Origin of the sequence: Paracoccus binzhouensis, from assembly GCF_016446475.1 — a bacterium.
GTDB lineage: Bacteria > Pseudomonadota > Alphaproteobacteria > Rhodobacterales > Rhodobacteraceae > Paracoccus > Paracoccus binzhouensis.
The window spans coordinates 1-18,488 of the sequence record NZ_JAEHFP010000029.1 but is presented as its reverse complement, the minus strand read 5'-3'; the positions used below and the strand labels follow the sequence as shown (position 1 = coordinate 18,488).

Genomic DNA, 18,488 nt, shown 5'->3' with positions numbered 1-18,488 from the left:
CCCACCCCGGCCGCCCTTCGACTTCTTTGCTCTGCAAATACCCACCCGGCCGCGCAACAGGCGCGGTCAGGCCAGGATCTCGCGGAACTCGCCCAACACCCGGGCGTAGACATCGCGCTTGAAGGGCACGATCGACTCGATCACATCCGCCGCCCGCATCCATTGCCAGCGGTCGAATTCGGGATGGGCGGTGGCGATCCGCACCGCCTCGTCCGGACCAAGGAAGCGCATGGCGAACCATTTCTGCTTCTGGCCGCCATATCGGCCCTTCCAGACCTTGCCCAGCAACTCGGGCGGCAGGTCATAGGTCACCCAATCGGACGTTTCCGCCACCACATCGACCAGGTCGGTGGTGACGCCGGTCTCCTCGACCAGCTCGCGCAGCGCCGCGTCGCGCGGGGACTCGCCCGGGTCGATGCCACCCTGCGGCATCTGCCAGGCCGGGGTCGGGTTGTCGATGCGCTGCCCGGCAAAGACCAGGCCGGCCGGGTTGATCAGCACCACCCCGGCGCAGGGTCGATAGGGCAGGCCCGAAGGCCCCAGCAGCTCGGTCATTGCGTCTGCGCGCCCTGGGCCGCGTCCTCGCCGGTATTGGCGGGCTTGGCCGCTTCGGGCACGGTCTTGGCGTTGTAATCCATCGCCGACAGGCCCTTGAGGATGTCCACCGCATAGGCGAGCTGGTAATCCTCCTCGCGCAGCTTGGCGGTGGCCTCGACCTCCTTGGCCTCCTCCTCGATCTGCTTGCGCTCCTCGTCGCTGATGGAATCATTGTTCAGCGCCCCGCGCAGATCGGCCTCCGAGCTGAGGAATTTCGACTCGGTCCGCGGCTTGTCGCCGTTCTCGGCCTCCTCCTCGGGCTTGGGCGTCGGCTGCTCGACGATGATGTCGGGCTGGATGCCCAGCGACTGGATCGAGCGGCCCGAGGGCGTGTAATAGCGCGCCGTGGTCAGCCGGATGGCGCTTTCCGCGGTCACCGGCATCACCGTCTGCACCGAGCCCTTGCCGAAGCTCTTGGTGCCGACGACGATGGCGCGGCGATGGTCCTGCAGCGCGCCGGTGACGATCTCCGAGGCCGAGGCCGAGCCGCCGTTGATCAGCGCCACCATCGGCTTGCCCTCGGCCAGGTCGCCCGGCTTGGCGTTCCAGCGCTCGCTTTCCCCGGGCGTGCGGCCGCGGGTCGAGACGATCTCGCCCTTGTCGAGGAAGGCGTCCGAGACATCGATGGCCTGGTTCAGCAGCCCGCCCGGGTTGTTGCGCAGGTCCAGAACGAAGCCCGTGACCTTGTCGATGCCGCCGGCATCCTTGATGGCCTTGGCCATCTCGGTCCTCAGCGTGTCCATGGTCTCGTCGTTGAAGGTGGTGACGCGCAGGACCACGGCATGGCCCTCGATCCGGGTCTTGACCACCGTCAGCTTGATGACGTCGCGGGTGATGGTCAGGTCGAAGGGCTCCTTCTCGCCCTCGCGCAGGATGGTGATCTTGATCTCGGACCCGACCGGACCGCGCATCTTCTCGACGGCCTCGTCGAGGTTCAGCCCCATCAGTGATTCGCCGTTCACATGGGTGATGAAGTCGCCGGCCTTCACGCCCGCCTCGGCGGCGGGGGTGTCGTCGATGGGCGAGATGACCTTGACCAGCCCGTCCTCCTGCCCGACCTCGATGCCGAGGCCGCCGAAGCTGCCGCGGGTCTGGGTCTGCATGTCCTCGTAATCCTTGGCCGACAGGAACGAGCTGTGCGGGTCGAGCGAGGTCAGCATGCCGTTGATCGCCGCCTCGATCAGCTTCTTGTCGTCCACCTGCTCGACATAATCCGAGCGGATCTTGTCGAAGACATTGCCGAACAGGTCGAGCTGTTCATAGACCGAGGCGTTCCTGCCCGTTTCCTGTGCGACCAGGGGGCCGGCGAATTGCGTGGCGACGACCGCGCCAGCCAGCGTGCCGATCGCCCCTGCCAGAAGATAGTGTTTCATTCCGTTCCGTCCTGCCCGGTTGCGTTGCGGCCTGTTTCGTCTGCGGCCTCGTCGACGATGGGATTCATCACGAACCACTCCGCCGGGTCCAGTGTTTCCTTGCCCTTGCGAAGTTCAACATACAGTGTCTCGGTCTGTCCAGCACCGCCTCCGATCGCGGCATTGGCGACGAACTCGGCCCCGAATTCCTGCGCGGGCGGTTCCTGCCCGCCCATCAGGCCAACCGGCTCGCCCGCCGCCAGCACGTCGCCCGTCTCGCCGAAGACCTGTGCCAGACCGGCAAATATCATCAGATAGCCGCGCGCGGGCTCAACGATCATCACATTGCCGTAATCGAGCAGCGGGCCGCGATAGCGGATCGTCGCCGGCCAGGGCGTGGTGACCAGCGCCGCCGGCGCGGTGGCGATGACCAGCCCCGGGCGGCGCACGCCTGCGGCGTCCGGTTCGTCATAGCGGCGCAGCACCTTGCCCAGGACCGGCAGCGCCAGGCTGCCCTGCGCGCCCTCGAAATCGGCCATGGGCGCGCCCACGTCCTGCTCCATGCCGACGATGCCCGAGGCGAAGGCGTCCAGCGTGTCGGCCGATTGCACCAGCGCGGTCAGTTCCTTGGGATCCTTGCCGAAGCGCACCGGCAGGCTGGAGCGGTCGGTGACGGCCGAGGCCAGAAGCCGCCGCGCCTCCTGCACCTGGCCAAGCCCCTGGGCCAGCGTGTTCGCGGCGTTCAGCTGGATGGTCCGCACGGTGCGGATCTCCTCGAGCTTCTGCTGCATCTCGCGCGCCTCGGCCTCCAGCCCCGGCGCCACCGAGGCCAGGATCATCCCGGCGCGGGCCGAGGATTCGGGGCCCGAGGGATGCAGCAGCAGCATGGTCTCGGGCGATTTCTGCATCGAGGTCATCACCCCCAGCACCCGGCCCAGCCGCTCGCGTCGGGCGTCGAATTCGGCGCGGATCTCCTGCTCGCGCACGCCGGCGCGGCGCAGCCCGTCGCGCAACGCCGACAGGCCCTGCTCATAGGCGCGGATCATCCGGGTCAGCGAGGCGACCTGGTCGTCCTCGGTCAGCGCCTCGTCCAGCTGGCCCACGGCGGCGCGCAGCATGTCGGCGGCCGCGGCCGCCTCTGCGGCCGCCTGGCCCAGTTGCGAATCGCCCTGCGCGGGCGTCGCCGGCTGGGCCGGGGCCATGGAACCGAGGCCGAAGGCCACGATCACCGCCGGAAGCAGCCTCGGTCTCATGCGCGCTCGATCAGCGAATGCCCAGTCATCTCGGGCGGCAGGTCCAGGCCCATCAGGTCCAGCACCGTCGGCGCCACGTCGGCCAGCCGGCCGCTGCCGACCCTGGCCCCCGCCGGGCCGCCGAAGACGATCACCGGCACCGGGTTGGTGGTGTGGGCGGTATGCGGGCCGCCGGTCTCGGGGTCGATGGTGGTCTCGCAATTGCCGTGATCGGCGATGATCACCGCCGCGCCGCCGGCCCTTTCCAGCGCCGCCAGCATCATGCCCAGACCCTTGTCCACCGCCTCGCAGGCGCGGATCGCGGCGGGCAGGCTGCCGGTATGGCCGACCATGTCGGGGTTGGCATAGTTCACCACGATCAGGTCGTAGCCCGCCTCGATCGCCTCGACCAGTTTTGCGCTGACCTCGGGCGCCGCCATCTCGGGCGCCAGGTCATAGGTCGCGACCTTGGGGCTTTGCGGCATGAAGCGGTCCTCGCCCTTCTCGGGCGTCTCCTTGCCGCCGTTCAGGAAGAAGGTGACATGCGGGTATTTCTCGGTCTCGGCCAGGCGGAACTGGCGCAGGCCCCTGGCGGCGACCCAGGCGCCCAGGGTGTTCACCACCTGCCGCTTGGGATAGGCGGCGTCCATGTATTCGTCATGGCTGGCCGAATAGTCCACCATGCCCAGCAGCGCCGCCCATTGCGGCCGCCGGCCGGTGTCGAAGGCCGAAAAGTCCGGCTGGCCGATGGCGGCCAGGATCTCGCGCGCGCGGTCGGCGCGGAAATTCAGGCAGAAGAAGCCGTCGCCGTCGCCGGCGCCCCGGTAGCCCTCGATCACCGTGGGCTGGATGAACTCGTCGGTCTCGTCCCGGGCATAGGCCGCCGCCACCGCCTCGATGGCGTCCGGCGCGCCCAGCCCCTCGCCGCGCACCATGGCGGCATAGGCGCGGGCCACCCGCTCCCATCGGTTGTCGCGGTCCATGGCGTAGTAGCGGCCGATCACCGTGCCGATCCGCACCGAGGGCGGCAGCGCGCCGCGCAGCTCGGTCACGAAGGCCAGGGCGGATTTCGGCGGCACGTCGCGGCCGTCGGTGATGGCATGGACCACCACCGGCACGCCCTTGTCGGCGACCGCCCGCGCCGCGGCGATCACATGCTGGATATGGCCGTGCACGCCGCCATCCGAGACCACGCCCATCAGATGCGCGGTGCCGCCGCTGGCCTTGAGCTTGCGGACGAACTCGCCCAGGGCGGCATTCTCGTAGAAGCTGCCATCCTCGATCGCCAGGTCGATCTGGCCCAGGTCCATGGCGACGACGCGGCCGGCGCCGATATTGGTATGGCCGACCTCGGAATTGCCCATCTGGCCCTTGGGCAGGCCGACATCAGGTCCGAAGGTCACCAGCGTCCCATGCGGGCAGTCGCGCATCAGCCTGTCGAAATTCGGCGTGCGCGCCTGGTCCGGGGCGCTCTGTTCCGGGCGGTCCGAGATGCCCCAGCCGTCCAGGATGCACAGGACGACGGGTTTCGGATGTGTCGGCTGGGTCATGCGGCACCTCTCTCGCGGGTCGTGACGCTTCTAAGGCGGCAAGGCTCGGGGGGCAAGTTCGCCCGCGATTGTGCCGGAATCGTGAAGCCGGGCGGCGGGCGGCCGATGTCACCCTGCCGTCAAGGAAGCCCGCTAAGCCGGGCGCATTGAAATCGTCTGACTCAGGAGGACCAACCATGTTGACCCGTCGCGATCTGCTGGCAGCGGCACCGGCCGCCGCCGCCCTCGTCTCGACCGCCGCCGCCGGCACGGCGGCGCTGGCGCAGGACGGCGCAACCGCCCCGGCCGGCTTCACGCCCTTCCGCTTCGGGGTGATCAGCGACCCGCAATTCGCCCCGGTCGTCCCGAACGCCACCGCCACCCGCTTCTATGGCAATTCGCTGTGGAAGCTGGACGCGGCCATCGCCGAGCTGAACCAGCACGACGACCTGGAATTCGTGGTGACGCTGGGCGACATCATCGACCGGCACTGGGAAAGCTACAGCCATATCCTGCCGGTCTATGACCGGCTCAAGCACCGCAAGCATTTCCTGCTGGGCAATCACGACTATGACTATCCGCCGGAATGGATCCCCTCGGTGGTCCGCACCGTGGGCATGCCGGCGCCCCATTACGATTTCGCGGTCAAGGGCATCCGCTTCATCGTGGTGGACGGCAACGACGTTTCGACCTTCGCGCCGCCCAAGGACGACCCGCGCCGCGCCCTGGCCGAGGAGCGGCTGGCGAAGCTGAAGGAAACCGGCGCCGAGAACGCGCAAAGCTGGAACGGCTCGCTGTCGGACGAGCAGTTTGCCTGGCTGGACGAGCGGCTGAAGGCGGCGGCCGGGGCGGGCGAGCGCGCCATCCTGCTGTGCCATTACCCGGTCTATCCGGCAAACGAGCACAATCTTTGGGACAGCGAGCGCATCGTCGAGCTGGTCAAGGCGCATCCGCATTGCCTGGCCTGGTTCAACGGCCACAACCATGCCGGCAATTACGCCGCCATCGGCAAGCAGCATTTCGTGAATTTCCGCGGCATGGTGGATACGCCCGACCAGTCCTGCTTTGCCATCGTTTCGGTCGAGGCCGACCGGATCGAGATCAAGGGTTTCGGCCGCGAGGAAGACCGCGTGCTGGAACTGGCCGCGGTCCCGGCCTGACGCCGGCGCGCCGCCGGACAGGCGGGTATCCGGAAAACGGAAAAGACGGGGCGCCGCGACGAGGCGCCCCGGGGATGGTTCAGGCGGCGCTGCCCGCCTCGGCCGCGATTTCGGCGCGGGACTTGCGGCCGCGCTCGGTCGCGGATTTCAGCTGGCCGCAGGCGGCCATGATGTCCTCGCCCCGCGGGGTGCGGATCGGCGAGGCATAGCCGGCCTTGTGCACGATGTCGGCGAAGGCCTCGATCCGTTCCCAGCTCGAGCGGCGATAGGCGACGCCCGGCCATTCGTTGAACGGGATCAGGTTGATCTTGGCCGGGATGCCGCGGATCAGCTTGACCAGCCGGCGGGCGTCCTCGTCGCTGTCGTTCACCCCGTCCAGCATCACGTATTCGAAGGTGATGCGTTCGCTGTTCGACAGGCGCGGATAGTCGCGCAGCGCGTTCAGCAGCGTCTCGATGTTCCACTTGCGGTTCACCGGCACCAGCTTGTCGCGCACCGCGTCGGTGGTGGCGTGGAAGCTGACTGCCAGCAGGCAGCCGATCTCCTCGGCGGTCTTGGCGATCTCGGGCACGATGCCGCTGGTCGACAGCGTGATGCGGCGGCGCGACAGGCTGATGCCCTCGCCATCCATCACCACCTTCATCGCGTCGCGGACATTGTCGAAATTGTAGAGCGGCTCGCCCATGCCCATCAGCACGACGTTGGAAACCAGCCGCGTCTCGTCCTTGGGCGCGCCGGGCTTCGGCCATTCTCCCAGGTCGTCGCGGGCGACCATGACCTGGCCGACGATCTCGCCCGCCGTCAGGTTGCGCACCAGCTTCTGCGTGCCGGTATGGCAGAAGGAACAGGTCAGGGTGCAGCCCACCTGCGAGCTGATGCACAGCGTGCCGCGGTTTTCCTCGGGGATATAGACCGTCTCGACCTCATGCCCGCCGGCGATGCGCAGCAGGTATTTGCGGGTGCCGTCGGCGCTGATCTGGCGGGTGACGATCTCGGGCAGGGCGATCTCGAACTTCTCGGCCAGCAGGGCGCGGTAGTCCTTGGCCAGGTTGGTCATCTGCGCGAAATCGCGCACCCCCCAGTGATAGAGCCATTGCCAGACCTGGCCGACGCGCATCTTGGCCTGCTTTTCCGGGGTGCCGGCCTCGATCAGCGCCTCGCGCAGCTGCTCGCGCGTCAGGCCGACCAGGTTGCGCCGCGCCGTCTCGGGTAGCTTGCGCGGGATGGTCAGCAGGTCCTGGGTGATCGGGGCGGCAGGCGTGACGGGGGGCGTGACGGGCGACGGGGCGTTCATGGCTGGCTTGTCCGGGCGGCAAGGGGGGCAATGGGCCTATATAGGGCAAAGCGGCCCAAAAGAAAACAGGGGCCGAAGCCCCTGTCTTTGCCGGACCCGTGGGATGCGGCTTATTTGCAGGCCGCCTGCGCCTTGTTGGTCGCGGCGGTGATGCCGGACAGGCTGAACGTGTCCTTGGTCACCGTGCCCCGGGCCGAGCGCCCGGTGATCACCGCCGAGGAGCCCGCGCGCAGCGCCGAGACCAGCTTGCTGTCTTCCGACGGAGAGCCGGTCCAGGCACTTTCGCCTTCGGTGAACAGCTTGAAGACATTGCCGCCGATATTCACCTCGACCGCCGAATCCGGCGCGAAGGGATAGCCGCCCGAGAACGAGACCTCGCCGTCCTGGCCGGGACGATAGGCCACGTAAAGCCGGATGTCGCCGCGCGTCACTTCCTTGGGATTGCCGTTGGAATCCAGGTTCTGGGTGGATTTCGGTGCCGAGACGGCCCAGCATTCCTTGGGGCTGTTCGCCGAGAAGACGGTCCAGTCGCCCTCGGTCCCGATGACGTTCGTCGAGTCCTGGGCCAGGACCGGCGAAGAAGCGGCGATCACGATTGCAGCGGCTGCCGCTGCGGCGCGCGGCGCGGATTTCAACATGCTCTGGCCTCCTGCCATGGTCCGGTTCGTTCCGGTTTGTTGCCGATGACGGTGGTGTTTTCAACCATCTGGCTGCAAGATAATGCGAAAATGCCGGGTAGAAAAACCCCGTTTGCGGAAAATCGCGCGATTGTCAGAGGAAAAGCGACCCATGACTGCGGCTAGACTCATCGAATTGTGGCGGGGCGGTCTGCGCGAGAGCACGCATCTGGGTCACGTGGTGATCTGCGACGCGGACGGCGTGGTCGAAGCCTGGGGCAATCCCGGCACGGTGATCTTCCCGCGTTCGTCCTGCAAGATGATCCAGGCCCTGCCGCTGGTCGAAAGCGGCGCCGCCGACGCGGCCGGGCTGACCGACGAGCATCTGGCCTTGGCCTGCGCCAGCCATAACGGCGGCCGCATCCATACCGGGCGGGTCGAGCGCTGGCTCACCGCCCTGGGCCTCGAGGAGGAGGACCTGCGCTGTGGCGCCCACATGCCGCGCGATCCCGAGGAGCACCGGCGGCTGCTCTGCTCGGACAGCCGGCCCTGCCAGATCCACAACAACTGCTCGGGCAAGCATGCCGGCTTCCTGACACTCAAGCGGCACATGAACGCCGGGCCGGAATATGTCGAGATCGACCACCCGGTGCAGCGCGCCGTGCGCCGCGCCTTCGAGGAGGTGACGGGCGAGACCGCCGCCGGCTGGGGCATCGACGGCTGCTCGGCGCCGAATTTCGCCTGCACGGTCGAGGGGCTGGCCCATGCCATGGCCGCCTTCGCGCAGCCCGGGCCGGGCCGGCGCGGCGCCGCGCAGCGCCGGCTGGTCGAGGCGATGATCGCCCATCCCGAGCTGGTCGCCGGCGAGGGCCGGGCCTGCACCGAGCTGATGCGCGCCATGAAGGGCCGCGCCGCGGTCAAGACCGGCGCCGAGGCGGTCTTCGTCGGCATCGTTCCCGAGCGGGGCCTGGGCATCGCGCTGAAGATCGCCGATGGCGGCACCCGCGGCGCCGAGGCGGCGATCGCGGCGCTGATGGTGCATCTGGGGCTGCTGGAGGAAAGCGACCCGGTGGTGCAGAAATACCTGACCGGGCCGATCCGAAACTGGCGCGGCCTCCAGACCGGCGAGATGCGCCGCGCCCGCGGCTTTCCCGGCTGACCGGAGGATCAGAGCAGCTGCCAGATCAGCCGCAGCGCCAGAGCGGTCGAGGTGACGACCAGCAGCGGCTTGATGACCCTGGCGCCGATCCGCATCGCCAGCCGCGCACCCAGCATCGCGCCGGCGATCTGCGCCACCGCCATGGCGGCGCCCAGCAGCCAGAGCGGCTTGCCCACCGCGGCGAAGGCGACCAGCCCGCCCAGGTTCGAGGCGAAGTTCAGCAGTTTAGTATGCGCGGTGGCCTTGAGGATGCCGTAGCCCGCCAGCATGACGAAGCCCAGCATGAAGAACGATCCGGTGCCGGGCCCGACCAGCCCGTCATAGAAGGCGACGACGGGCACCACGCTGGCGGTGAAGGCCAGCGGCGTGATGCGGCGCATGCGGTCGCTGTCGTCCAGCCCCGGCTTCAGCGCGAAGAACACCGCGATGCCGATCAGCACCAGCGGCAGCCCGTAGCGCAGCGCCTGCGTGGGGATCCAGGTCACCAGCGCCGCGCCGCAAAGCCCGGCGACGAAGGCCACCGCTGCCTCGGGCAGCTGCAGGCGCGGATCGACCAGCCCGCGGCGGGCATAGGAGATCGCCGCCGTCGCCGCGCCGAAGACGCCCTGCACCTTGTTGGTGGCCAGCGCCTGCGCCGGCGGCAGCCCGGCCAGCAGCAGCGCCGGCACGGTGATGAGCCCGCCGCCACCGGCGATGGCATCGACGAATCCGGCCGCAAAGGCGGCGCCCACCAGCATCAGCACGAGATCGAGGGAGAGATCGAACATGGCCCCTCCTTTGCGGCGGCGCGGCGGGATTGTAAAGCCGGCGCGGGCGGCGCGGCCGCAGGGGTATTTGCGGAACGAAGAAATCGCCAGAGGTGCATCCGGGCGGCGTGGGTGCCGGCGGTGCGGTTGCCGGAGGATCGGGAAACGGTGAACCGCTCAGGCGCGGGGATGGGCGGCGCGATAGGTTTCCAGCAACCGGGCGTCGTCCACCCCGGTATAGACCTGGGTCGTGGACAGGCTGGCATGGCCCAGCAGTTCCTGGATGGTGCGCAGGTCGCCCCCGGCGGCCAGCAGATGCGTGGCGAAGGAATGGCGCAGCGCATGCGGCGTGGCGGTCGGCGGCAGGCCCATGACCTGGCGAAGCTGGCGCATGGCGCCCGAGATCAGCGCCGGATTCAGCCGGCCGCCGCGGGCGCCGCGAAACAGCGGCGCTGCCGGTTCCAGCGGGTAGGGGCAGAGGCGCAGGTATTCGGCGATCGCCTCGCGCGCGACGGGCAGCACCGGCACCTGGCGTTCCTTGCCGCCCTTGCCGCGGATGGTCAGCGCCTCGCGGAAGGGCCAGTCGGCACCGTCGAGCCCCAGCGCCTCGGAGATGCGCAGCCCGCAGCCATAGAGCAGCGTCAGCACCGCCGTGTCGCGGGCGGCGATCCAGGCCTCGGGATGGGCGGTGCCGGCGATCTCCAGCAGCGCCTCGGCCTGGTCCGGGGCCAGCGGGCGGGGCAGCGAGCGGGTGAATTTCGGGCTGCGCGAGGCCAGCGCCCTGGAGGCGTCGAAGCCGTGCCGGTCCGACATCCAGCGGATGAAGCTGCGCGTCGCCGAAAGCCTGCGCGCCAGCGAGCGGGCCGAAAGCCCGCGCCCGCGCTCGGCGGCGGCAAAGGCGCGCATGTCGGATTGCGTCAGCTGGCCCAGCGTCGCGGGCAGGGCGGGCGTGCCGTGATAGCCGCCGAGGAAGGCCAGGAAGGCCAGCAGGTCGGCCTGATAGGCGCGGATGGTGTGGTCGGAACGGTCGCGGGTCGCGCGCTCGTTGTCGAGCCAGCGCGCGAGGTTCTCGGCCATGGCCGGGGCCAGCGCCAAAGGCTCGGCCCCGCCGGTCATTTGCGCAGCCAGGAGATCAGCACCAGCCGGAAGGCCTGGCCGAAGAAGCGCAGCAGATCGGTGCCCTGCGCCGGGTTGAAGCGCCCCAGATCGGCCGAGCCCATCAGCAAGAGCGCCGGGAAGCGGCCGGGGCCCAGGTCGATGGGCAGCAGCGCCTCGGAGCGGATCGGGGCGCGGGCCTCGCCATGGAAGGGCAGGGTCTCGCGCGCCACGCGGCGCAGCACGATGTCGTCGCCGCGCGGCATGCGCCGCCCGCCCGAGATCAGCCGGGCCATCGTGCCGGAGGGCGCGATCACCAGCGGGCCGCTGGCCTCGGGCGCCGGGATCTCGCCGCCCGATTCCATCACCAGCCGCAGGGTCTCCACCCGCAGGATCGGCGCCACGGCGATGTCGAGGTTTTCCAGGAATTCCTCGAAATCGGTCGGTTCCAGCAGCGACAGCACGGCGCGGTGGATGGTGTTCATCCCCGACTGGTTGTCATAGGCGGCCGAGATCACCGATTCATGCGCCGCCTCCAGCCGCTCCAGCCGCGATTCCAGCGCCTGCATGGCGCGACCGCGGATGTCGATGACGTTCTCGCCCACCTCGGCCTCGCGCGCGCCGATCAGCGCGCGCATCAGGTCGCGGTCGGAGAGGATCAGCTCGGGCTGCGCCAGCAGCCGGGCGCGGATGTCCTCGGTCAGTTCGGCCGCGGTCTGCTCGGTCATCAGACGATCTTCTGCCCGGTCTTGGCCCAGTCGGCGGTGAACTGCTCCAGCCCCTTGTCGGTCAGCACGTGATTCGCCATCGCCTTGATGACGGCGGGCGGTGCGGTGATCACGTCGGCGCCGATGCGGGCGGCGTCGGTGATGTGGTTCACCGAGCGGATCGAGGCGGCCAGGATCTGGGTCTGGAAGTCGTAATTGTCATAGATCTCGCGGATCTGGGCGATCAGCTCCATGCCGTCGAAATTGATGTCGTCGAGCCGGCCGATGAAGGGGCTGATGAAAGTGGCGCCGGCCTTGGCGGCCAGGATGGCCTGCGCGGCCGAGAAGCACAGCGTCACGTTGACCTTGTGGCCCTGCGAGGACAGCACCTTGCAGGCTTTCAGCCCGTCCCAGGTCAGCGGCACCTTGACGGTGATGTTCGGGGCGATCTTCACCAGGTGCTCGCCCTCGCGGATCATGTCCTCGGCCTTGGCGGCCACGACTTCGGCGCTGACCGGGCCCTCGACGATGTCGCAGATCTCCTTGGTGACTTCCAGGATGTCGCGGCCCGATTTCAGGATCAGCGACGGGTTGGTGGTGACGCCGTCCACCATGCCAAGGTCGTTCAATTCGCGGATCGCGGCGACGTCGGCGGTATCGACAAAGAATTTCATGGGAGGGAGCCCTTCTTGCGGTTTTGCCGTGGGTTTAGCGCATAACAGCCGGCGCGGGAAGTCCGGCCTGCGCGGCTTGCGGGGCCCGGCTTGCGGGCAGGCGCGCCGGCATGCCACTATCCCGGCCGCATGCAACCGGAGAATGCCTTGGAAGCCTTTCAGCCCGATCTCATCGCCCTGTTGCCGGCCCTGGCGGCCGGTCCGTTCCTGGTCGGCAACTGGCCGCTGTTCCTGCTGATCGGCCTGGCCTCGATGCCGGCCTGAGATGGCCCCGCCGCTGTTCTATCCCCATGGCGCGCGCATCGCGGTGCTGACGCAGGAGGTGGTCGGCGTGCTCGACTATCTCGCGCCCGAGGGCGGCGTGCGGCTGGGCCAGCTCGTCGTGGTGCCGCTGGGGCCGCGCCGGGTGATGGGCGCGGTCTGGGGGCCGGGGATCGGCGATTTCGATGCGGCGAAGCTGCGGCCGGTGGCGCGGCTGATCGACGCGCCGCCGCTGGCGCCGGGGATGATCGAATTCCTGGTGCGCATGGGCGAATACACGCTGACGCCGCTGCCCTCGCTTTTGCGCATGGCGACGCGGGCGCCGGACCTGGACCAGCCGCCCTCGGCGCGGCGCATCATCCATCGCGCCGGGCCGGAGCCCGCGCGCATGACCGATGCCCGTGCCGCCGTCTTGCGGGTGATCGAGGACCATGGCGGCGCCGGCTTCGCGCCGGGGGAGCTGGCGCAGCTGGCCGGGGTCAGTCCGGGCGTGGTGCAGGGGCTGGTCAAGGCCGGAACGCTGGCCGAGGTGCTGGCGCCGCGCGACGTGCCCTATCTGACGCTCGATCCGAGCCTGCCGGGCAAGCCGCTGGCCGAGGACCAGGCCGAGGCCGCCGCGACCCTGCGCGATGCGTTGAAGCGCCGCGGCTACGGCACCACGCTGCTGCGCGGCGTCACCGGCTCGGGCAAGACCGAGGTCTATCTGGAAGCCGTCGCCGAATGCCTGCGCCAGGGCCGGCAGGCGCTGGTGCTGCTGCCCGAGATCGCGCTCTCGGCCGAGTTCCTCGACCGGGTCGAGGCGCGCTTCGGTGCCCGGCCCGGGGAATGGCATTCCGGCATCACCCGCAGCGAACGCCGGCGGCTCTGGACCATGGCGGCCACGCATCATGTCGGGCTGGTGGTCGGCGCGCGTTCGGCGCTGTTCCTGCCCTTTGCCGATCTGGGCCTGATCGTCGTCGATGAAGAGCACGATTCCAGCTACAAGCAGGAGGATGCGGTCTATTACAGCGCCCGCGACATGGCGGTGCTGCGCGCCAGCATCGAAGCTGCGCAGGTGGTGCTGGCCTCGGCCACGCCCTCGGTGGAAAGCTGGGTGAATGCGGGTTCGGGGAAATACCGCCGCCTCGACCTGCGGGCGCGCTATGGCACGGCGGACCTGCCCGAGATGGGCACCATCGACCTGCGCCAGCAGGAGATGGAGAAGGGCCGCTGGATCAGCCCCCGGCTGGCCGCCGAAATCCGCGCCCGCAAGGAACGCGGCGAGCAGTCGCTGCTGTTTCTGAACCGGCGCGGCTATGCGCCGATCACCGCCTGCCGGGCCTGCGGCCAGCAGATCGGCTGCGACCATTGCGACGCCCGCATGGTCGAGCATCGCTTCCAGAATCGCCTGGTCTGCCACCAATGCGGCGCGACCAGGCCGATTCCCACCGCCTGCCCAAGCTGCGGGACCGAGGGCCAGATGACCGCCATCGGCCCGGGCGTCGAGCGGCTGGCCGAGGAGGTGGCCGAACGCTTCCCCGAGGCGAAGGCGACGGTGCTGTCCTCGGACCTGTTCCACTCGGCCCGGGCGCTGAAGGAGGCGATCGCCGAGATTGGCGCCGGCGGCACCGACATCATCATCGGCACCCAGATCGTCGCCAAGGGCCACAACTTCCCGCGCCTGACGCTGGTGGGGGTGATCGACGCCGACCTGGGCCTGCAGGGCGCCGACCTGCGCGCGGCCGAGCGGTCCTTCCAGCTGATGCGGCAGGTGGCCGGCCGGGCCGGGCGCGAGGGCGGCGATGCGCGGGGGCTGGCGCTTCTGCAGACCTACCAGCCGGACCATCCGGTGATCCGCGCCATCCTCTCGGGCGAGGACGAGGCGTTCTGGGATGCCGAGGCGGCGGCGCGGCAGGCGGCGGGGATGCCGCCCTTTGGCCGGCTGGCCGGGATCATCCTGTCGCATCCCGACCAGCTCGTGGTCGAGGACTATGCCCGCGAGCTGGCCCGCCGCGCCGAGCCGCTGCGCAGCATCGGCGCCGAGCTGTTCGGGCCGGCCCCGGCGCCGATCGCCCGCATTCGCGCCCGCTTCCGGGTGCGGATGCTGGTCCGCGCGCCGCGCCAGGCGCCGGTGCAGGGCGCCATCGCGCAATGGCTGGCGGCCGCGCCGAAGGCCCCCGCCAACCTGCGGCTGGCGGTGGATATCGATCCGCAGAGCTTCCTCTAGCGCCGGCGCTCGACCAGCTTCGAGACCAGCGGCGACAGGGTGATGACGATGATCATGCGCAGCAGGTGGTGGCTGACCACATAGGCGAGGTCGGCCCCGGCGATGATGGCGATGACCACCATCTCGGCCTGCCCGCCCGGCAGGTAGGCCAGGAAGGCATCCAGCGTCGGCGCCAGCCCCAGATGCGTGATCAGCTCGATGAAGGCCAGGCTGATCAGGGCCAGGAACATCGCATAGACCAGCCCCGCGGTCACGTCGATGCGCAGCTCGCGGCCGGTGATGCCGACATATTTCACCCCGACCGCGACGCCGATGAAGAACTGCGCGGCCTGGATGATCTCGGCCGGGGGGCGGTGCTGGATCAGGCCCGACAGCGACAGCCCCGCCGCCAGCACCATCGGCCCCAGGATCGAGGCGCCGAACAGGCCCAGCCGCTCGGCCAGCTTCCAGCCGACAAGGCCGGCGGCGACCATCAGCCCGATCTCGACCGGGTCGGTGCCGCGGATCGGCGCGCCCGGCGGCTGCGACAGGTCCACGCCCCAGAAGCTCTGCATGATCAGCGGCGCCACGGTGACGATGACCAGGACGCGCGTGGCATGGACCAGCGACAGGGCGCGCACGTCGCCGCCTGCCTCCTCGCCAAAGACCAGCATGTCCTGCAGGCCCCCCGGCATGGCCGCATACCAGGCGGTCGGGTGGTCGAAGCCGAAGACCCGCCGGAACAGCGGATAGCCGACCAGGGCGATGGCGCCGATGAAGACCGGCACCAACGCCAGCGAGGCGGCGATCTCGGGCAGTTCGCCCAGCACTTGCGGGGTGATCGAGGCGCCGACGGCCACGCCCAGGAAGGTGCGCATGAAGATGCCGAAGCCGCCCGCCCCGGCCAGCGGCGCCCCGGCCAGCGCGGCGATCAGGCAGGCCAGCATCGGGCCCAGCAGCAGGGGCAGCGGCAGGCGCAGCGCCAGGAACAGCGCTCCGCCGATGGCGGCCAGCGCAAAGGTCAGAAGACGTCTTCCGGTCAGGGTCATGGTCGTGTCCAACGCGCCAGCCCGGTCGCGGCAATGCCGCCGCCCAAGGCTGGCTCCTGGGCCGCGCGATAGGCCAGCCGCGCCGGAAGGTCCAGCCCCGCGCCGCGCCCGGGCGCCGGGGCGGGCAGGGCGGTCACACCCCGCAGCGGTTCAGGAACCCCTCCAGCAGGCTGGCAAGCCGGGTCGCCCACAACTCCTGCCCGCCCGCGTCGGCGATCAGATCGTTCCGGACCTCGATCAGCACGTTGGGCCGGCCCTGCGCCAGGGCGTGACGGTCGATGGAATCGCCGTCCAGATGCCCGGAATAGGGCTCGTTGTCGCCGGTGATCCAGCCCAGGTCGCGGCATTCGCGCACCAGCGCCTTGCCCAGCCGCTCGTCGCGATGCGAATAGAGCACCCCCACCGCCCAGGGCCGGCGCGGCCTGCCGCGCAGCTGCCGGGTGAAACTGTGGACGGCGCAGATCGCCCGGTCCGGCCGGGCCGAGGCCAGCGCCTCATAGGCGGCGTGATAGGGATGATAAAGCCGATCCAGCCGCCTCTGCCGCTCGGCCGCATCGGCACGGCGATTCGCCGGAATGACGGTGCCGTCATAGATCCGCATCAGCAGCGTCGGGTCGTCCTCGCCGCGGTTCGGGTCGATCACCAGGCGCGAGAAATCCGACAGGATCGCCGGCGCCCGCAGCCGTTCCGCCAGGTGCAGCGCCAGCCCCGCGGCGCCGATATCATAGGCGATGTGCCGCGCCATGTCCTCGGGCGCGATGCCCAGATCGCCGCCGTTGACCCAATCCGGCACCCGGTTGCTGGCATGGTCGCAGGTGACCAGCCAGCGCGAGGGGCGGTCCGCCCCGATGGTCGTGAAAGCCTCTGCCGTCATGGTTCCTTCGCCTCGCATGGGCAAGGCTTTAGTGCAAGCCATGCGCAAGGCCCAGTTGCCGCGTGGCGGCGAATGGGGCTATAGAACAGCCGATAGCGCAAACAACAGGCGGGAGAACGGGATGAGACGGCATCGCAAGGTCAAGATCGTGGCAACGCTTGGGCCGGCATCCAGCGATTTCGCCACCATCCGCGCCCTTTTCGAGGCCGGCGCGGACGTGTTTCGCCTGAACATGAGCCATGGCACGCATGAGGAACAGCGCGCCCGCTACGACATCATCCGCAAGGTCGAGGCCGAATCGGGCCGGCCCATCGCGGTGCTGGCCGACCTGCAGGGCCCGAAGCTGCGCGTCGGCACCTTCGCCGAGGGCCCGCATGATCTGCAGGACGGCCAGGCCTTCCGCTTCGACCTGGACCCGGCGCCCGGCACCGTGAACCGCGTGCAGCTGCCGCATCCCGAGATCTTCGCGGCGCTGGAACCCGGCGCCGAGCTGCTGGTCAATGACGGCAAGATCCGCCTGCGGGTCGAGGCCTGCGGCCCGGATTTCGCCGATTGCACGGTGACGGCCGGCGGCGCCATCTCGAACCGCAAGGGCGTGAACGTGCCCGACGTGGTGCTGCCCCTGGCGGCGCTGTCGGACAAGGACCGCGACGATCTGGAGTTCGCCTGCGGGCTGGGGGTGGACTGGCTGGCGCTGTCCTTCGTGCAGCGCCCCGAGGACGTGATCGAGGCGCGCGAGCTGGCCAAGGGCCGCGCCGCCATCCTGTCCAAGATCGAGAAACCCGCCGCCGTGCGCGCGTTCAGCGAGATCCTCAAGGTCTCGGACGGGATCATGGTGGCGCGGGGTGACCTGGGGGTCGAACTTCCGGTGCATTCGGTGCCGCCGATCCAGAAGCGGCTGGTGCGCGCCTGCCGCGCGGCGGCAAAGCCGGTGATCGTGGCGACCCAGATGCTGGAATCGATGATCGAAAGCCCGATGCCGACCCGGGCCGAGGTCAGCGACGTGGCGACCGCGATCTACGAGGGCGCCGATGCGGTGATGCTCTCGGCCGAAAGCGCCGCCGGCGCCTATCCGGTCGAGGCGGTGGCGACCATGGACAACGTGGCGCGGTCCGTCGAAAGCGACCCGACCTATCGCGAGATCATCGAAAGCTCGCGCCAGGCCAAGCGCCAGACCGTGGCCGACGGCATCGTCGCCGCCGCGCGCGAGATCGCCGAGACCACCGACATCTCCGCCATCTGCGCCTTCACCCAGTCCGGCACCACCGCCAGCCTGGTGGCGCGCGAGCGGCCGCGGGTGCCGATCGTCGCCATGTCCTCGGAACAGGACACGCTGCGCCGGCTGTGCCTGACCTGGGGCACGCATTGCGTGAAGACCCCGTCGCTGGAACGCTTCAAGCAGGCGGTGGTGAACGCGGCCAAGGCGGCGCGGGATTTCGGCTTCGCCGACGAATCGAACCAGATCGTGGTCATGGCCGGCGTGCCCTTCAACGTGCCGGGCACCACCAACATCCTGCGCATCGCCCCCTGCGACGAGCGCTTGATCTATCGCACCGATCCGGAATAAGCCCCGGGCGACAGATCCGTAACGGAAAGGTGATCCGATGATCGACATCCTGCTGCTGGCCGGCGTGGCGCTCTGCGCGCTTTCGGTGCTGATGGCCGTGGTCTCGGTGGCCCGCACCCGGGCGCCGCGCGGCGCGGCCATCGCGCTGGTGCTGGGCCTGGTGCTGGCCTTTGCCGGCGCCTGGCTGGATCAGCGCCCCTTCGGCGTCGCGGCGCTGAAGGAAAGCTGGCAGCGCCTGGCGAACGGTCAGGTTTCGCTGGGCAGCGACCCGGTGACCGCCCCGGCTCCGGAGGCCGAGGAGGCGCCGGCCGACACCCCCGCCGCCGCGCCGGAAGCCCCGGCCCCGGAAGCCCCGGCCGAGACGGCGACCGAGGCCCCGGCCGCGCAGGC

General features: G+C 69.7%; 17 protein-coding genes. 5 read left to right on the top strand and 12 right to left on the bottom strand.

The features are described from left to right. Nucleotides 1–66 precede the first annotated feature (66 nt). From I9P22_RS09190 to gpmI, 4 genes are read right to left on the bottom strand one after another with little or no spacing between them, the layout of a single operon-like run. A complete protein-coding gene (locus I9P22_RS09190) occupies nt 67–555 on the bottom strand; it encodes an RNA pyrophosphohydrolase (RefSeq protein WP_199259192.1) in 489 nt (162 codons plus the stop codon). Further along, nucleotides 552–1,970 (bottom strand): S41 family peptidase, encoded by a 1,419-nt coding sequence (locus I9P22_RS09185; protein WP_199259191.1) that lies wholly within the window; start codon nt 1,968–1,970, stop codon nt 552–554. Before I9P22_RS09185 ends, I9P22_RS09190 begins: the two co-directional genes overlap by 4 nt. Then, nucleotides 1,967–3,202, bottom strand: a complete 1,236-nt coding sequence (locus I9P22_RS09180; RefSeq protein ID WP_199259190.1) for a murein hydrolase activator EnvC family protein — start codon at nt 3,200–3,202, stop codon at nt 1,967–1,969. Before I9P22_RS09180 ends, I9P22_RS09185 begins: the two co-directional genes overlap by 4 nt. Continuing rightward, a complete protein-coding gene (gene gpmI, locus I9P22_RS09175; protein WP_199259189.1) occupies nt 3,199–4,731 on the bottom strand; it encodes a 2,3-bisphosphoglycerate-independent phosphoglycerate mutase in 1,533 nt (510 codons plus the stop codon). The genes I9P22_RS09180 and gpmI overlap by 4 nt, the downstream gene beginning before the upstream one ends. Nucleotides 4,732–4,907: 176 nt before the next feature. Here gpmI and I9P22_RS09170 point away from each other — a divergent pair, with 176 nt between their 5' ends. Continuing rightward, nucleotides 4,908–5,870: a metallophosphoesterase gene (locus tag I9P22_RS09170; RefSeq protein WP_199259188.1), complete on the top strand. Its 963-nt coding sequence runs from the start codon at nt 4,908–4,910 to the stop codon at nt 5,868–5,870. A 79-nt stretch (nt 5,871–5,949) separates the two neighbouring features. On the opposite strand, the gene rlmN is transcribed toward I9P22_RS09170, so the two are convergent. Together rlmN and I9P22_RS09160 are read right to left on the bottom strand one after the other, a co-directional pair. Next, a complete protein-coding gene (gene rlmN, locus I9P22_RS09165; RefSeq protein WP_199259187.1) occupies nt 5,950–7,164 on the bottom strand; it encodes a 23S rRNA (adenine(2503)-C(2))-methyltransferase RlmN in 1,215 nt (404 codons plus the stop codon). A 110-nt stretch (nt 7,165–7,274) separates the two neighbouring features. Then, complete coding sequence (locus I9P22_RS09160) at nt 7,275–7,802, bottom strand: invasion associated locus B family protein (RefSeq protein WP_199259186.1); 528 nt, start codon at nt 7,800–7,802, stop codon at nt 7,275–7,277. A 151-nt stretch (nt 7,803–7,953) separates the two neighbouring features. Here I9P22_RS09160 and I9P22_RS09155 point away from each other — a divergent pair, with 151 nt between their 5' ends. Further along, on the top strand, nt 7,954–8,940 hold the full coding sequence (locus I9P22_RS09155) for an asparaginase (RefSeq protein ID WP_199259185.1): 987 nt from the start codon (nt 7,954–7,956) through the stop codon (nt 8,938–8,940). Between the two features lie 8 nt (nt 8,941–8,948). On the opposite strand, the gene I9P22_RS09150 is transcribed toward I9P22_RS09155, so the two are convergent. From I9P22_RS09150 to fsa, 4 genes are all read right to left on the bottom strand, one after another. Beyond that, nucleotides 8,949–9,707, bottom strand: coding sequence for a TSUP family transporter (locus I9P22_RS09150; RefSeq protein ID WP_199259184.1), 759 nt, complete (start codon nt 9,705–9,707; stop codon nt 8,949–8,951). Between the two features lie 156 nt (nt 9,708–9,863). Next, nucleotides 9,864–10,802 (bottom strand): tyrosine recombinase XerC, encoded by a 939-nt coding sequence (locus I9P22_RS09145; protein WP_199259183.1) that lies wholly within the window; start codon nt 10,800–10,802, stop codon nt 9,864–9,866. After that, on the bottom strand, nt 10,799–11,509 hold the full coding sequence (locus tag I9P22_RS09140; protein WP_199259182.1) for a DUF484 family protein: 711 nt from the start codon (nt 11,507–11,509) through the stop codon (nt 10,799–10,801). Before I9P22_RS09140 ends, I9P22_RS09145 begins: the two co-directional genes overlap by 4 nt. Then, the gene (gene fsa / locus I9P22_RS09135; RefSeq protein ID WP_199259181.1) at nt 11,509–12,162 is read right to left on the bottom strand and encodes a fructose-6-phosphate aldolase; all 654 of its coding nucleotides are present in this window, start codon (nt 12,160–12,162) and stop codon (nt 11,509–11,511) included. The genes I9P22_RS09140 and fsa overlap by 1 nt, the downstream gene beginning before the upstream one ends. 265 nt (nt 12,163–12,427) lie before the next feature. Here fsa and I9P22_RS09130 point away from each other — a divergent pair, with 265 nt between their 5' ends. After that, on the top strand, nt 12,428–14,629 hold the full coding sequence (locus I9P22_RS09130; protein WP_199259180.1) for a primosomal protein N': 2,202 nt from the start codon (nt 12,428–12,430) through the stop codon (nt 14,627–14,629). Here the strand turns inward: I9P22_RS09130 and I9P22_RS09125 are convergent. Together I9P22_RS09125 and I9P22_RS09120 are read right to left on the bottom strand one after the other, a co-directional pair. Continuing rightward, nucleotides 14,626–15,657 carry an AbrB family transcriptional regulator gene (locus I9P22_RS09125; protein ID WP_199259179.1) on the bottom strand — a complete coding sequence of 344 codons (1,032 nt, stop codon included), beginning with the start codon at nt 15,655–15,657 and terminating at the stop codon, nt 14,626–14,628. The two genes, I9P22_RS09130 and I9P22_RS09125, sit on opposite strands and share 4 nt — an antisense overlap. Nucleotides 15,658–15,790: 133 nt before the next feature. Continuing rightward, on the bottom strand, nt 15,791–16,531 hold the full coding sequence (locus tag I9P22_RS09120; RefSeq protein WP_199259178.1) for an N-formylglutamate amidohydrolase: 741 nt from the start codon (nt 16,529–16,531) through the stop codon (nt 15,791–15,793). Nucleotides 16,532–16,652: 121 nt separating this feature from the next. Between I9P22_RS09120 and pyk the strand changes: the two genes are divergently transcribed. Continuing rightward, nucleotides 16,653–18,098 (top strand): pyruvate kinase, encoded by a 1,446-nt coding sequence (gene pyk / locus I9P22_RS09115; RefSeq protein ID WP_199259177.1) that lies wholly within the window; start codon nt 16,653–16,655, stop codon nt 18,096–18,098. A gap of 37 nt (nt 18,099–18,135) precedes the next feature. Then, nucleotides 18,136–18,488 (top strand): hypothetical protein (locus I9P22_RS09110; RefSeq protein ID WP_199259176.1); only part of this gene is annotated, 353 nt, incomplete at its 3' end.